14 protein-coding genes are annotated in these 12,621 nt (G+C 70.8%); 3 read left to right on the top strand and 11 right to left on the bottom strand.

The features are described 5' to 3' along the window. Positions 1-103 precede the first annotated feature (103 nt). Positions 104-1,597 (bottom strand): hypothetical protein, encoded by a 1,494-nt coding sequence (locus CPH93_RS26695; RefSeq protein WP_096214289.1) that lies wholly within the window; start codon positions 1,595-1,597, stop codon positions 104-106. Positions 1,598-1,817: 220 nt separating this feature from the next. Here CPH93_RS26695 and CPH93_RS26690 point away from each other — a divergent pair, with 220 nt between their 5' ends. The 3 genes from CPH93_RS26690 to dapA all read left to right on the top strand — a co-directional run bounded on the left by CPH93_RS26690 (position 1,818) and on the right by dapA (position 5,049). Further along, a complete protein-coding gene (locus CPH93_RS26690; protein WP_096214288.1) occupies positions 1,818-3,656 on the top strand; it encodes an endonuclease/exonuclease/phosphatase family protein in 1,839 nt (612 codons plus the stop codon). A 126-nt stretch (positions 3,657-3,782) separates the two neighbouring features. Continuing rightward, the gene (locus CPH93_RS36285) at positions 3,783-3,932 is read left to right on the top strand and encodes a hypothetical protein (RefSeq protein WP_167511565.1); all 150 of its coding nucleotides are present in this window, start codon (positions 3,783-3,785) and stop codon (positions 3,930-3,932) included. A gap of 151 nt (positions 3,933-4,083) precedes the next feature. Then, the gene (gene dapA / locus CPH93_RS26685) at positions 4,084-5,049 is read left to right on the top strand and encodes a 4-hydroxy-tetrahydrodipicolinate synthase (RefSeq protein WP_096214287.1); all 966 of its coding nucleotides are present in this window, start codon (positions 4,084-4,086) and stop codon (positions 5,047-5,049) included. Here the strand turns inward: dapA and CPH93_RS26680 are convergent. From CPH93_RS26680 to sufD, 10 genes are all read right to left on the bottom strand, one after another. After that, on the bottom strand, positions 4,961-5,977 hold the full coding sequence (locus CPH93_RS26680) for an EI24 domain-containing protein (protein WP_231976962.1): 1,017 nt from the start codon (positions 5,975-5,977) through the stop codon (positions 4,961-4,963). The two genes, dapA and CPH93_RS26680, sit on opposite strands and share 89 nt — an antisense overlap. Positions 5,978-6,076: 99 nt before the next feature. Then, complete coding sequence (gene dapD, locus CPH93_RS26675; protein WP_093482591.1) at positions 6,077-7,084, bottom strand: 2,3,4,5-tetrahydropyridine-2,6-dicarboxylate N-succinyltransferase; 1,008 nt, start codon at positions 7,082-7,084, stop codon at positions 6,077-6,079. 119 nt (positions 7,085-7,203) lie between these two features. Then, the gene (locus tag CPH93_RS26670; RefSeq protein WP_093482592.1) at positions 7,204-7,743 is read right to left on the bottom strand and encodes a TetR/AcrR family transcriptional regulator; all 540 of its coding nucleotides are present in this window, start codon (positions 7,741-7,743) and stop codon (positions 7,204-7,206) included. Next, on the bottom strand, positions 7,743-8,063 hold the full coding sequence (locus CPH93_RS26665) for a DMT family transporter (RefSeq protein ID WP_093482593.1): 321 nt from the start codon (positions 8,061-8,063) through the stop codon (positions 7,743-7,745). Before CPH93_RS26665 ends, CPH93_RS26670 begins: the two co-directional genes overlap by 1 nt. Positions 8,064-8,203: 140 nt before the next feature. After that, positions 8,204-8,539 (bottom strand): metal-sulfur cluster assembly factor, encoded by a 336-nt coding sequence (locus CPH93_RS26660; protein ID WP_006606317.1) that lies wholly within the window; start codon positions 8,537-8,539, stop codon positions 8,204-8,206. Next, positions 8,536-8,994: a Fe-S cluster assembly sulfur transfer protein SufU gene (gene sufU, locus CPH93_RS26655; protein WP_093482594.1), complete on the bottom strand. Its 459-nt coding sequence runs from the start codon at positions 8,992-8,994 to the stop codon at positions 8,536-8,538. The genes CPH93_RS26660 and sufU overlap by 4 nt, the downstream gene beginning before the upstream one ends. 54 nt (positions 8,995-9,048) lie before the next feature. After that, entirely contained in the window at positions 9,049-10,305 is a 1,257-nt protein-coding gene (locus tag CPH93_RS26650; RefSeq protein ID WP_093482595.1) for a cysteine desulfurase, read from the bottom strand. Further along, complete coding sequence (gene sufC / locus CPH93_RS26645; RefSeq protein ID WP_093482596.1) at positions 10,302-11,066, bottom strand: Fe-S cluster assembly ATPase SufC; 765 nt, start codon at positions 11,064-11,066, stop codon at positions 10,302-10,304. The genes CPH93_RS26650 and sufC overlap by 4 nt, the downstream gene beginning before the upstream one ends. 7 nt (positions 11,067-11,073) lie before the next feature. Continuing rightward, on the bottom strand, positions 11,074-11,391 hold the full coding sequence (locus tag CPH93_RS26640) for a non-heme iron oxygenase ferredoxin subunit (protein ID WP_093482597.1): 318 nt from the start codon (positions 11,389-11,391) through the stop codon (positions 11,074-11,076). After that, positions 11,388-12,572 carry a Fe-S cluster assembly protein SufD gene (sufD, locus tag CPH93_RS26635; protein ID WP_096214286.1) on the bottom strand — a complete coding sequence of 395 codons (1,185 nt, stop codon included), beginning with the start codon at positions 12,570-12,572 and terminating at the stop codon, positions 11,388-11,390. Before sufD ends, CPH93_RS26640 begins: the two co-directional genes overlap by 4 nt. Positions 12,573-12,621: the final 49 nt, after the last annotated feature.

Raw genomic sequence — 12,621 nt, 5'->3', positions numbered from 1 at the left:
CGTACAGCGAATGAAGAGCCGAGACGGAGTGAGCGCAGCGAACGCAGTGCACCAGACGCCACGGCCTGATCCGGGCTGATCCGAAAGACACGCCCTAGGGGACTCAGTCCGACTGCCGCGAGCGCGCCTTGAACGCGGCCTTACGGGCCTCCTTGGCGGCCTTCTTGTCCGGGTGCAGCCGGCCCATGGCCTCCAGGACGTCGGCGGTGGCCGGGTGGTCCACCCGCCAGGCCGACTCGAAGAATCCGCTGTGCTGCTCGGTCAGGCCCTGGACCAGCTCGCGCAGCTCGGTGGTGGCCTCCTCCTCTTCGGCGCTGTCCAGCTGCGCCGCGAGAGTGTCCACCGTCAGCCAGAAGATCATCTCCTGGGAGGGCTCGGGGATGCCGGGCAGCGCGCGCTCGGCGAGCCAGACCCGGGCCAGACCGCCCAGCTGCCGGTCGTCGAGCACCTCGCGCAGCGCCTCCTCGGCGTCCGGTGCGACCAGGGAGAGGGTCTGCTGGGCGTCGAGCCGGCGGCGCGGGGCCCGCTCGTCGTCGCCCCGGGCCGCGGCGAGCAGGTCCCGCGCGGCGTCCAGGGGCGTACGGGCGGCGAGCCACAGCTCGGACTCGGCCTGGGCGAGCGGCTCGGGGTAGTCGGGCAGCGCCTCCAGGAGGACGTCGGCGCCCTTGTCGGAGAGATCGCCGACCGCCGGGGCGTGCACCCCCGCGTCCAGCATCCGGGCGCGGACGGCGTAGACGCCGAGCGGGGTGAGGCGGACCAGGCCGTAGCGGGAGACGTCCTCGTCCGTCAGCGGCTCGGCGGTCCGGACCGTCTCGCCGTCCTCGTCGAGCTCCTCGATGAGCGCCTCGTCGACGGGCTTGTAGGCGACCAGGCCGATCGGCTCCAGCACCCGGAACTGGTCGTCCAGGCGCATCATCGCCTCGGAGACCTCTTCGAGGACGTCGTCGGTGGGCTCGTCCATGTCGTCCGGGACGATCATGGAGGCGGCCAGCGCGGGGAGCGGGACGTCCTGGTCGGGGCGCTCGTTCAGGGCCGTGAGCAGATAGAGGTTGCCGAGGATGCCGTCCAGCATCTCGGCCTCCTCCTCCGGGTTCCAGTCGATCGCGTCCAGGTCCAGCTCGCCGCCCTGGGTGAGCTGGTCGGCGAGGTCGGCGAGGTCGGGGGCGGCAGCGTCGGCGAGCACGGTCTCCATGCCGCCGAGCCAGATGTCGAGGATGTCCTGCGGGCTGCCGGAGGTGAGCAGGCCCAGCTCCTCGCCGGGGGTGGCGGTGCCGGCCGCGGCGTTGTCGGGCAGGTCGGTGCCGTCCTCGTCGTCGGGCGCCTCCTCGATCTCCACGAGTCCGGTGTCCACCGCCAGCTGCCAGGCCTCGGCGGTGTACGCGGGGCCGTCCTCGTCGGCGGCCAGGCCGAGGTGCTCGGTGGCGGCAGCCAGCGGTTCCTGGAGGATCTCGCCGCCCACCCCGACCGGGACGCCCCGCTCGGCCCAGCGGGCGAGCTTCGCGGCCCGGGCCATCAGCGGGGCGCTCAGTGCGTCCCGGGCCAGCTCCGCTTCGGAGTGCAGCCGCACCGGCGGCAGGGTGGGACGGTCTGCGGACATCGGGTGCTCAGCTCCTCGAACGGCTACGGGCTCGTGCGCGCCCAAGCGTAGACGGAATTCTCCGTATCTCGGACGGTTCACCCCGGCGCCTCCCGCCGGACACCCGCGGAGTCTTGACAACTCCCGTGCGTACACAAGAGATTGACGCGCGTAGCGCGCCGGTTACCGCTCCGTAGGCCCGCTGCACCGTCCACCCCCCATCACCCCCTCGGAGGCATCCATGCCGTCCCGTCGTTCGCTCCGCAGGCCGCTCGCCGTCAGCGCGCTGGCCGGTGCCGCCCTGGCCGGCGGACTGCTGATCACCACGCAGTCCGCCTCCGCGGCCGGCACCCGGATCCACGACATACAAGGCAGCACCCGAATATCCCCGCTGGCCGGACAGCAGGTCAGCGAGGTGCCCGGCACGGTCACCGCGATCCGCTCGTTCGGCTCGGCGCGCGGCTTCTGGGTGCAGGACCCGCACCCGGACAAGAACCCCGCCACCAGTGAGGCGGTCTTCGTCTTCACCGGCAAGGAGACGCCGAAGGTCGCCGTCGGCGACGCCATCACGTTCTCCGGCACGGTCAGCGAGTACTACCCGGGCGGCAAGGACGCCGGTCTGCAGTCCGTCACCGAGATCACCGGCGCGACCTGGAAGACGGTCTCCGCCGACGCCCCGCTGCCGGCCGCCTTCAAGCTCAACCCGGCCTCGGTGCCCGGCCGTTACGCCCCCGCCGCGGGCGGCAAGAGCATCGAGTCGCTGAAGCTGCGCCCCGCCTCGTACGCCCTGGACCGCTATGAGTCCCTGGAGGGCATGCGGGTCGCGGTCTCCAACGCGCCGGTCGTCGGCCCGACCAGCAAGTACCACGAGCTGTGGGTGACCGCCGAGCCCGGCCACGACCGCACGACCCGCGGCGGGACGCTCTACCGCTCGTACGCGGACCCCAACGGTGGCCGGATCAAGGTGGGGTCGCTGATCCCGTTCTCGCAGCAGCCGTTCCCGGTGGCCGATGTCGGCCAGGCGCTGACCGGCACCACCGCCGGGCCGCTGGACTACGACAACTTCGGCGGCTACACCCTCCAGGCCACCGAACTGGGCAAGCTCACCGACCACGGCCCGGCGCCGGAGAGCACCCGCAAGCAGAAGTCCGACGAGCTGGCGGTGGCCACCTACAACGTCGAGAACCTCTCCCCCGCCACCCCGCAGGCCAAGTTCGACCGGCTGGCCAAGGCGCTGGTGCACAACCTGTCCGCCCCCGACGTCGTGGCGCTGGAGGAGGTCCAGGACGACAGCGGCCCCAAGGACAACGGGGTGGTCACCGCCGGGGAGACCCTCAAGAAGCTGACCGACGCCATCAAGGCGGCCGGCGGCCCGGCGTACGAGGCGCGGCAGATCGACCCGGTCAACGACCAGGACGGCGGCCAGCCCGGCGGCAACATCCGCACGGCGTTCCTGTTCAACCCCGACCGGGTGTCCTTCACGGACATCAAGGGCGGCGACGCCACCACCCCGGTGAAGGTGGTCGACGACCACGGCAAGGTCACGCTGTCCGCCTCCCCGGGCCGGATCGCGCCCACCGACGAGGCGTGGAAGACCAGCCGCAAGCCCCTTGTCGGCCAGTTCGCGCTGAAGAGCCGGCCGGGCAGTCGGGTCTTCGTGATCGCCAACCACTTCAACTCCAAGGGCGGCGACCAGGGCATGGACAGCCGTTTCCAGCCACCGGCGCGGAGCTCGGAGACCCAGCGCACCGCACAGGCCAAGCTGGTCAACGGGTTCGTCAAGGAGCTGCTGGCCAAGGACCCGAAGGCCGGTGTGGTGGTGGCCGGTGACCTCAACGACTACCAGTTCTCGCCGGCCCTGAAGAACCTCACCGCCGGCGGCGTGCTCACCGACCAGGTCAACCGGCTGCCGGCCGCCGAGCGCTACGGCTACGTCTACAACGGCAACTCGCAGGTGCTCGACCACATGCTCACCACTCGCCCGCTGACCAGGGCCGACTACGACATCGTGCACCTCAACTCCGAGTACGCCGACCAGGCCAGCGACCACGATCCGCAGGTGCTGCGCATCCGGCCGTGAGCCCCGCCACGGGTCACCCCGCGTGACTCCCTCGTCACTCCGACGGCCCACGTCCGGGGGCCGACTGCCGCCGGGGATGCGGTACTGGGCACGTAAGAAACATTCGGCGAGACATAGGGAGTCACCATGCCGAAGTCCCAGAACCGTAAGTCGGGCAACAAGGACCGTGCCGCCGAGCGGCGCGCCGACCAGCGGAAGCCGAAGTCGTCGGAGGAGTCCGCTTCCGAGCGGACCCAGGACCTGAAGCGTTCGCGGAATGGCCTGACTGACGCGTGATGGGCCTGTGATGCCCGAGCGGCCGTCGCACCGAAGGTGCGGCGGCCGTTCCGCGTTCCGCCACCACACCCGGGTCACAGCAGCAGTGCTTAACGAATCAGCCAGAACAACTAACTGGACGTGAAATATGAGGCGCCTTCAGACTCCTGGCATGACCTCCGTGACCGATCACCTCGCACCCCGGAGGGCCGTATCGCCCTTCGGCCGTACCGCGACCGCCATGATCACCCCGTTCACCGCCGACGGGGAGCTCGACACCGACGGCGCACAGCAGCTCGCCACCCACCTCGTCGACGACGGCGGCTGCGACGCGCTGGTGCTGAGCGGCACCACCGGGGAGGCCCCGACCACCTCGGACGCCGAGAAGGAGGCCCTGCTGCGGGCCGTCGTCGAGGCCGTCGGGGACCGGGCGAGAATCACCGCCGGCGTCGGCACCAGCGACACCCGGCACTCCGTCGCGCTGGCCCGCAGCGCCGAACGGGCGGGCGCACACGGCCTGTTGGTGGTCACGCCGTACTACTCACGGCCCACCCAAGAAGCCGTCACCCAGCACCTGCGAACGGTCGCGGACGCCACCGGGCTGCCGGTGATGCTCTACGACATCCCGGGCCGCACCGGCACCGCGCTGAGTGCCGCCACCCTGCTGCGGCTGGCCGCCCACCCGCGGGTCGCCGCGGTCAAGGACTGCGGCAACGACCTGCTGAAGTCGGCGAAGGTGCTGGCCGCGACGGGCCTGGCCTACTACGCGGGCTGCGACGAGCAGATCCTGCCGCTGCGCGCCCTCGGCGGCGCCGGCTGCATCAGCACCGCCGCCAACGCCGCGCCGCGGGCGGTGTGCGCCGTCCTGGACGCCTATGACGCCGGGGACACCGCCGAGGCGGCCCGCCGTCAGCTCGCCCTGGTCCCCCTCATCGAGGCGGTGACCGGCACCGAGACGCCCGGCACGGTCACCGCGAAGGCGCTGCTGAACCACCTCGGCCTGCCCGCGGGACCGGTCCGCGGCCCGCTGCTGGCGGCGGACGCCGCGCTCACCAGCCGGCTGGTGGACGCCCTGCGGACGACCCTGGACCGGACGGCGGATGCGGATACCGCGGTGCCTGCGACTGTCCCTGGCTAGGCGGGAAGGGCGCGGGCGCGGGGCCGAATCCGCCCTGCGCACCGGGCTGACCGGGCGCCGCGGCGCCGTGCTGCCCGTAGGGCGCCCCAGCTCCGTGCTGCCCGTACGGCGCCCCGGTCTGCCCGTAGTAGGGCGCGGCCGGCTCCGGCCCGGCCGCGGCCGTGCCCTCGTCCGGCGCCGGCGGCTCGCTGCCGTCCGGCACCAGATCCCGCACCAGCAGCGTCGCCCCGGCCACCGCGCCCGGCATCAGCACCACCGCGACGAAGGGGATCAGGAACAGCAGCACGACGGGGGTGCCGAAGCCGACGGCGAGCCCCTTGCGCCCCCGCAGCAGCCGCAGCCGCTCGCGCACCGGGACCTCCCGGCGCTGCATGGCCACCGAGGTCAGCTCGACGGCGAGGAAGAAGCCGGAGACGCAGAAGCCGACGGCGGGGATCACCGTCTGCCCGAGGAACGGCACGAACCCGAGCACGAACAGCAGGATTCCGAAGCCGGCGGCCCGCAGCAGCACATGCACGCTGTCGCGCAGCGCGATCCCGATCTCCTGCCACAGCGGCCGGTCCGGGTCCGGCGGACAGTGCCCCTCGGACTCCTCGACCGCCCGGGACAGCGACTCGTAGAAGGGGTCGCCGATCAGCAGGGTGACGGCGGTGAAGGTCAGCACGGAGAGCGTCAGCCCGCCGGCGAACAGCAGCGCCACGAACACCCCGCGCAGCAGCCCCTGCCAGGGCTCACCCCAGCCGTCGGCGAACGGCGTCGCCCAGGCCGCGATGTCGCCGGACCACAGGGCGAGCGCGGTGAGCACCCCCGCATACAGCACCAGGGCGATGAGCGCCGGAATCAGTCCGAATCCCCACCACCGGCCGTGCTGGGCGACCCAGCGCTGGCCCTTGCCCAGATACCGTATCCCCGCTACAAGATCACGCATGGCGCAAGCCTATCGGCGCCCGCCCGGGCCCGGGACGGCGGCCGCACCGCCGACGGCCCGGCGGGGCGTCCGCCGGGCCGTCGGTGCTGCCGTATGCGCTCAGTTGTGGCTGTGCAGGACCTCGTTGAGGCCGCCCCAGGTCGCCTTGTTCGGGCGGGCCTCGACGGTGCCGGTGGTGGAGTTGCGGCGGAAGAGGATGTTGTCCGCGCCGGAGAGCTCCAGGGCCTTGACGATCTGGCCGTCGGGCAGGGTGACCCGGGTACCCGCGGTCACATACAGACCGGCCTCGACGACGCACTCGTCGCCCAGCGCGATCCCGATGCCCGACTCGGCGCCGAGCAGGCAGCGCTCGCCGACCGAGATGATCTGCTTGCCGCCGCCGGACAGGGTGCCCATGGTGGAGGCGCCGCCGCCGACGTCGGAGCCGTCACCGATGACGACACCCGCGCTGATCCGGCCCTCGACCATGGAGGTGCCCAGCGTCCCGGCGTTGAAGTTGACGAAGCCCTCGTGCATGACGGTGGTGCCGGCCGCGAGGTGCGCGCCCAGGCGCACCCGGTCGGCGTCCGCGATCCGCACCCCGGCGGGCGCGACGTAGTCGGTCATCCGCGGGAACTTGTCGATGCTGGTGACCTGGAGATGCAGCCCCTCGGCGCGGGCGTTGAGGCGCACCGTCTCCACCTGGTCGACGGCCACCGGGCCCAGCGAGCTCCAGGCGACGTTGGCCAGCAGGCCGAACACGCCCTCCAGGTTCTGCCCGTGCGGCTTGACCAGCCGGTGGCTGAGCAGGTGGAGGCGCAGGTAGGCGTCGTGCGCGTCCAGCGGCTTGTCGTCGAGGGAGGCGATGACCGTACGGACGGCGACGACCTCGACCTGGCGGACCGGGTCGGGGCCGATCGCCTTGAGCACGGTGGCGCCCAGCAGCTCGGTGGCGCGCGCGTCGTCGAGGTGCTCGGTGCCGGCCGGCCCGAGGTCCGCGGCAGAGACCAGCTCGGGCGCTGGGAACCAGGTGTCGAGAACGGTGCCGTCGGAGGTGACGGTGGCGAGCCCGGCGGCGACGGCGCCGGTGGTACGGGAAGAAGCAGCGGAAACAGCAGCATCGGTCATGCTCGAAACCTAACCGGAGGGCGCCCGTCGAGGCGAACCGGTCTCAGCGATCGGGCCCGGCCGTACGGTCGCACCACCGGCCTCGTACGACCGCACGAGCCCCGCCGCCCGCCCGCCGGTCAGCCCAGGACCCCGGCCAGCCCGTCCCGCACCACGGCGGGTTCGAAGGGCGCGCCGGTCAGCAGATGCTGAAGCAGCAGCCCGTCCGCGACGGCCACCACGGCGCGCGCGGTCCGCTCGTCACCGATCCGCCGGCCCAGCAGCCGCACCATCTCGTCCAGGCACTCGGCCGCGATCGGCCGCACCGCCTCGCGCCGCAGCGCCGCCAGATACAGCTCGTACTCCAGCTCCAACCGCGAGCGGTCCCCGGTCAGGGTCTCCTCGACGAACCGGGCCACCTCGTCGGTGAGCGGCACCGCCGGATCGAGCCCCTCCACCCAGCGCGCGAAGTCGGCCAGCCACTCGCCGTTGACCTGCCGCAGCGCGGCGATCAGCAGCTCGTCGAGGGTCGCGAAGTGGTACGTGGTCGAGCCGAGCGGCACATCGGCCGCGGCGGCCACCGACCGATGACTCAGCCCGGCGATCCCGCGCTCGCCGACCACGGCGATCGCCGCGTCGATGATCCGCTGCCGCCGTCCGGGGTCATGGCGCCGCCCCATCAGTGCGCCCCGTCCATGTTCAGCACCACGACCCCGGCGATGACCAGCACCACCCCGAGAACCTTGAGCCCACTGGCGCTCTCCCCCAGGAACACCATCCCGATCGCGGCGATCAGCGCCGTGCCGACCCCGGCCCAGATGGCGTACGCGGTGCCGACACTCATCGACTTGAGCGTCTGCGCGAGCAGCACGAAGGCGACAACGTAGCCCGCCGCGGTGCCCACCGACGGCCACAGCCGGCTGAAGCCGTCGCTGTACTTCATCGCGGTGGTCGCGAGGACCTCGGACAGGATCGCTCCGGCGAGCAAGAGATAGGCCATGCGTACGAGCGTACACAACGTTGCGTACGGGCGTACATATCCGTGCGGGCCCCGCAACACCCCTCGGCCCCGCCACGCGAAACGGCCGCGCCCGCCAGTGGTGGCTGGCGGGCACGGCCGTATTGCTCAGGGAGATCTCGTCAGACGTTGAAGCCCAGCGCGCGGAGCTGCTCGCGGCCGTCGTCGGTGATCTTGTCCGGGCCCCACGGGGGCATCCAGACCCAGTTGATCTTCAGTTCGCTGACGATGCCGTCCGTGGCGGACTTCGCCTGGTCCTCGATGACGTCGGTCAGCGGGCAGGCCGCGGAGGTCAGCGTCATGTCGATGGTCGCGATGTTGGCGTCATCGATGTGGATGCCGTAGATCAGCCCCAGGTTGACGACATCGATGCCCAGCTCGGGGTCCACGACGTCGTACAGCGCCTCGCGGACCTCTTCCTCCGAGGCCGGCTTGGTGGTGGTCGGGGTGTCGGTCATGCGGTCTTCGCCTCCTCGGAGAGGGCCTTGGCCGTGGCGTCCTTCCAGGCCATCCAGCTGAGCAACGCGCACTTCACGCGCGCCGGGTACTTGGAGACACCGGCGAACGCCACCGCGTCCTCCAGGATCTCCTCCATCGCGTCATCCGGCTCCACCTGGCCCTTGGACTGCATCAGCTCCAGGAAGGTCTCCTGGATCTTCTGCGCGTCCCCGAGCTGCTTGCCCACCAGGAGGTCGTTGAGCACCGACGCGCTGGCCTGGCTGATGGAGCAGCCCTGGCCCTCGTAGGAGACGTCCTCGATCGTCGTGCCGTCGAGCCGCACACGCAGCGTGATCTCGTCACCGCAGGTGGGGTTGACATGGTGCACCTCGGCGTCGCCGTCCCGAAGACCGCGCCCGTGCGGGTGCTTGTAGTGGTCCAGGATGACGTCCTGGTACATGGAATCCAGCTTCACGGCTCAGTCAGTCCTCGTCCTCATCCGCTGTGCTTGTTAACCGGCTGTGTCTGTTTAACCGAAGAAGTTGCGGACGTGCTCCAGGCCCTCGACCAAGACGTCGACCTCGGCGGGGGTGGAGTACAGATAGAACGACGCTCGCGTGGTCGCGGGAATTCCGTAGCGCAGGCAGACCGGCCGTGCGCAGTGGTGGCCCACCCGCACCGCGATGCCCTGCTCGTCCAGCACCTGGCCCACGTCGTGCGGATGGATGTCGCCGAGCGTGAAGGAGAGCGTCGCCCCGCGGTCCTCGGCCGTGCTCGGGCCGATGATGCGCAGGTCGGGGACCTCCAGCAGCCGCTTGACGGCGTACTCGGTGATCGCGTGCTCATGCGCGGCGATGTTGTCCATGCCGATCGCACTGAGGTAGTCCACGGCCGCACCGAGGCCGACGGCCTGGGCGATCGGGGGCGTACCGGCCTCGAACTTGTGCGGCGCGGGCGCATACGTCGAGGAGTGCATCGAGACGGTCTCGATCATCTCGCCACCGCCGAGGAACGGCGGGAGGTCCTCCAGCAGCTCCTGGCGGCCCCACAGGACGCCGATGCCGGTCGGACCGCACATCTTGTGGCCGGTGAAGGCCACGAAGTCGGCCTGCAGCGCCTGGACGTCCAGCACCATGTGCGGGGCGGCCTGCGAGGCGTCGATGCAGACCAGCGCGCCGACCTCCTGGGCGCGACGGATGATCGTCTCGACCGGGTTGATGGTGCCCATGATGTTGGAGACCAGCGTGAACGAGACGATCTTCGTCTGCTCGGTGATGATCTCGTCGATGTTGGACAGGTCGAGGCGGCCGTCGTCGGTGATGCCGAACCACTTCAGCTTCGCGCCGGTGCGCTGCGCGAGCAGCTGCCACGGGACGATGTTGGAGTGGTGCTCCATCTCCGTGATGACGATCTCGGTCTCGCGGTCCACGCGGTAGGGCTCATCGGCCCAGCCGAGCATGTTGGCCACGAGGTTGAGCGACTCGGAGGCGTTCTTGGTGAAGATCACCTCGTCGCGGCTCGGCGCGTTGATGAAGGCGGCCACCTTGTCGCGGGCACCTTCGTACAGCGCCGTGGCCTCCTCGGCGAGCACATGCACGCCGCGGTGGACGTTGGCGTTGTGGCGTTCGTAGTAGGCGTTCAGGGCGTCGAGGACCTGGCGCGGCTTCTGGGAGGTCGCCGCGTTGTCCAGGTAGACGACCTTCTTCCCGTCGTGGATCTGGCGGTCCAGGATGGGGAAGTCCTTACGGATCGCCTCGGTGTCGAGGAGGCCCGGCAGCTGTGTCACGCGGTTGCGCCACCCTTCGTGTAAGCCTCGTAGCCCTCCGCCTCCAGCTTGTCCGCGAGCTCGGCGCCGCCGGACTCGGCGATCCGGCCGTTGGCGAAGACGTGGACCTGGTCGGGCTTGATGTAGCGCAGGATGCGCGTGTAGTGGGTGATCAGCAGGGTGCCGACCTCACCGGTCTCGCGGACGCGGTTGACGCCCTCGGAGACGGTCCGCAGGGCGTCGACGTCCAGACCGGAGTCGGTCTCGTCGAGGATCGCGATGGCGGGCTTCAGCAGCTCCAGCTGGAGGATCTCGTGGCGCTTCTTCTCACCGCCGGAGAAGCCCTCGTTGACGTTGCGCTCGGCGAACGAGGGGTCCATCTGGAGACGCTCCATGGCCTCCTTGACCTCCTTGACCCACAGCCGCAGCTTGGGGGCCTCGCCGCGGATCGCGGTCGCGGAGGTCCGCAGGAAGTTGGAGACCGAGACGCCGGGCACCTCGACCGGGTACTGCATGGCGAGGAAGACGCCGGCGCGGGCGCGCTCGTCGACGGTCATCTCCAGGACGTTCTCGCCGTCGAGGGTGACCGTGCCACCGGTGATCGTGTACTTGGGGTGACCCGCGAGGGAGTAGGCGAGGGTCGACTTGCCGGAGCCGTTGGGGCCCATGATGGCGTGCGTCTCGCCCTGCTTCACGGTCAGGTCGACGCCCTTCAGGATCTCGCGCGGGCCGTTCTCGGCCTCGACGGAGACGTGCAGGTCGTGGATCTCAAGCGTTGCCATGGGGAACTCAGGACTCCTGGGTGACGGAGACGAGCACGTCGTCCCCTTCGATCTTGACGGGGTAAACGGGGACGGGGCGCGTCGCGGGAAGGCCGTTCGGCTTGCCGGTGCGCAGGTCGAAACTCGAACCGTGCAGCCAGCACTCGATCGAGCAGTCCTCGACCTCGCCCTCCGAGAGGGAGACGTTCGCATGCGAGCAGATGTCGTTGATCGCGAACACCTCGCCCTCGGTACGGACCAGGGAGATCGGGACGCCGTCGAGCTCCACCCGCTTGGGGGTGTCCTCCTCCAGCTCGCTGAGCGCCGCTGCGCGTACGTACGTCATGCCGCGGACGCTTCCAGCTCGGCCTCGACCTTGCTCATCAGACGCTCTTCGACGTCCGGCAGGCCGATCTGCTGGACCAGCTCGGCGAAGAAGCCGCGGACGACCAGACGGCGGGCCTCATCGGCCGGGATGCCGCGGGCCATCAGGTAGAACAGCTGCTCGTCGTCGAAGCGGCCGGTCGCCGAGGCGTGGCCGGCGCCGACGATCTCGCCGGTCTCGATCTCCAGGTTGGGCACCGAGTCGACCCGCGCGCCGTCGGTGAGGACGAGGTTGCGGTTGAGCTCGTAGGTGTCCGTGCCGGTGGCCGACGCCTGGATGAGGACATCGCCGATCCAGACCGCGTGGGCGTCCTGCCCCTGGAGCGCGCCCTTGTAGACGACGTGGGAGCGGCAGTTGGACGCCTCGTGGTCGACGAAGAGGCGGTGCTCCTGGTGCTGGCCCTGCTCGGTGAAGTACAGGCCGTAGAGCTCGGCCTCACCGCCGGGGCCCGCGTAGGTGATGCGCGGGTGCAGCCGGACGAGGTCACCGCCGAAGGTGACCACGACGGACTTGAAGGTGGCGTCCCGGCCCACGAGGGCGTTGTGCTGCCCGACGTGGACGGCGTCGTCGTCCCAGTCCTGGACGGAGACGACGGTCAGCTTGGCGCCGTCGCCGAGGAGGTAGTCGACGTTGGCGCCGAGCACCGCGTCGCCGGTGTGGTCGATGACCACGACCGCCTCGGCGAACGCGCCGAGCTCGATGACCTGGTGGCCGAAGGTCGTGCCGCCCTCACCGTGCACGGTGATCCGGATGGGCTCGGCGAGCACGGTCTCCTTGGGGACCGAGACCACCGAGGCCTTCTCGAAGGAGCTGTACGCCTGGGCGGCGACCCGGTCCACGGGCTTGCCGGCCTTGCCGACCCGCGGGTCGGTGCGGTCGACCAGCTCGTGGGTGACGCCCTCGGGAGCGGTGATGTCGATCTTCAGGTCGGGGCCGCCGGCAACGGCACTGCCGTCGTGCAGACCCTTCAGGCGCGCGAGGGGCGTGAAGCGCCACTCCTCCTCGCGGCCGTGCGGCACCGGGAAGTCCGCCACGTCGTAGGACGGCGGGGCGCTCATCCTCGTGGCGACGGTGGACTCCGCCGCCACCGCAAGGGAGCCGGTGGTGGTGGAGCCCGCCGGGATGTTCTGAGCCTCAGCCATGGCTGTCGTAGTGCTCGCTTTCTGCAATCAGGGAGTCGGTCGCTGCTGG

The organism is Streptomyces sp. 2323.1, from assembly GCF_900221035.1.
GTDB classification, from domain to species: domain Bacteria; phylum Actinomycetota; class Actinomycetes; order Streptomycetales; family Streptomycetaceae; genus Streptomyces; species Streptomyces sioyaensis.
This window is presented reverse-complemented; position numbering and strand designations above follow the sequence as displayed.

Bases quoted from the DNA above. Each gene is read 5' to 3' on its own strand.
- CPH93_RS26695 (WP_096214289.1), bottom strand. From the start codon at position 1,597: ATGTCCGCAGACCGTCCCACCCTGCCGCCGGTGCGGCTGCACTCCGAA.
- CPH93_RS26690 (WP_096214288.1), top strand. From the start codon at position 1,818: ATGCCGTCCCGTCGTTCGCTCCGCAGGCCGCTCGCCGTCAGCGCGCTG.
- CPH93_RS36285 (WP_167511565.1), top strand. From the start codon at position 3,783: ATGCCGAAGTCCCAGAACCGTAAGTCGGGCAACAAGGACCGTGCCGCC.
- dapA (WP_096214287.1), top strand. From the start codon at position 4,084: ATGACCTCCGTGACCGATCACCTCGCACCCCGGAGGGCCGTATCGCCC.
- CPH93_RS26680 (WP_231976962.1), bottom strand. From the start codon at position 5,977: ATGCGTGATCTTGTAGCGGGGATACGGTATCTGGGCAAGGGCCAGCGC.
- dapD (WP_093482591.1), bottom strand. From the start codon at position 7,084: ATGACCGATGCTGCTGTTTCCGCTGCTTCTTCCCGTACCACCGGCGCC.
- CPH93_RS26670 (WP_093482592.1), bottom strand. From the start codon at position 7,743: ATGGGGCGGCGCCATGACCCCGGACGGCGGCAGCGGATCATCGACGCG.
- CPH93_RS26665 (WP_093482593.1), bottom strand. From the start codon at position 8,063: ATGGCCTATCTCTTGCTCGCCGGAGCGATCCTGTCCGAGGTCCTCGCG.
- CPH93_RS26660 (WP_006606317.1), bottom strand. From the start codon at position 8,539: ATGACCGACACCCCGACCACCACCAAGCCGGCCTCGGAGGAAGAGGTC.
- sufC (WP_093482596.1), bottom strand. From the start codon at position 11,066: ATGGCAACGCTTGAGATCCACGACCTGCACGTCTCCGTCGAGGCCGAG.
- CPH93_RS26640 (WP_093482597.1), bottom strand. From the start codon at position 11,391: ATGACGTACGTACGCGCAGCGGCGCTCAGCGAGCTGGAGGAGGACACC.
- sufD (WP_096214286.1), bottom strand. From the start codon at position 12,572: ATGGCTGAGGCTCAGAACATCCCGGCGGGCTCCACCACCACCGGCTCC.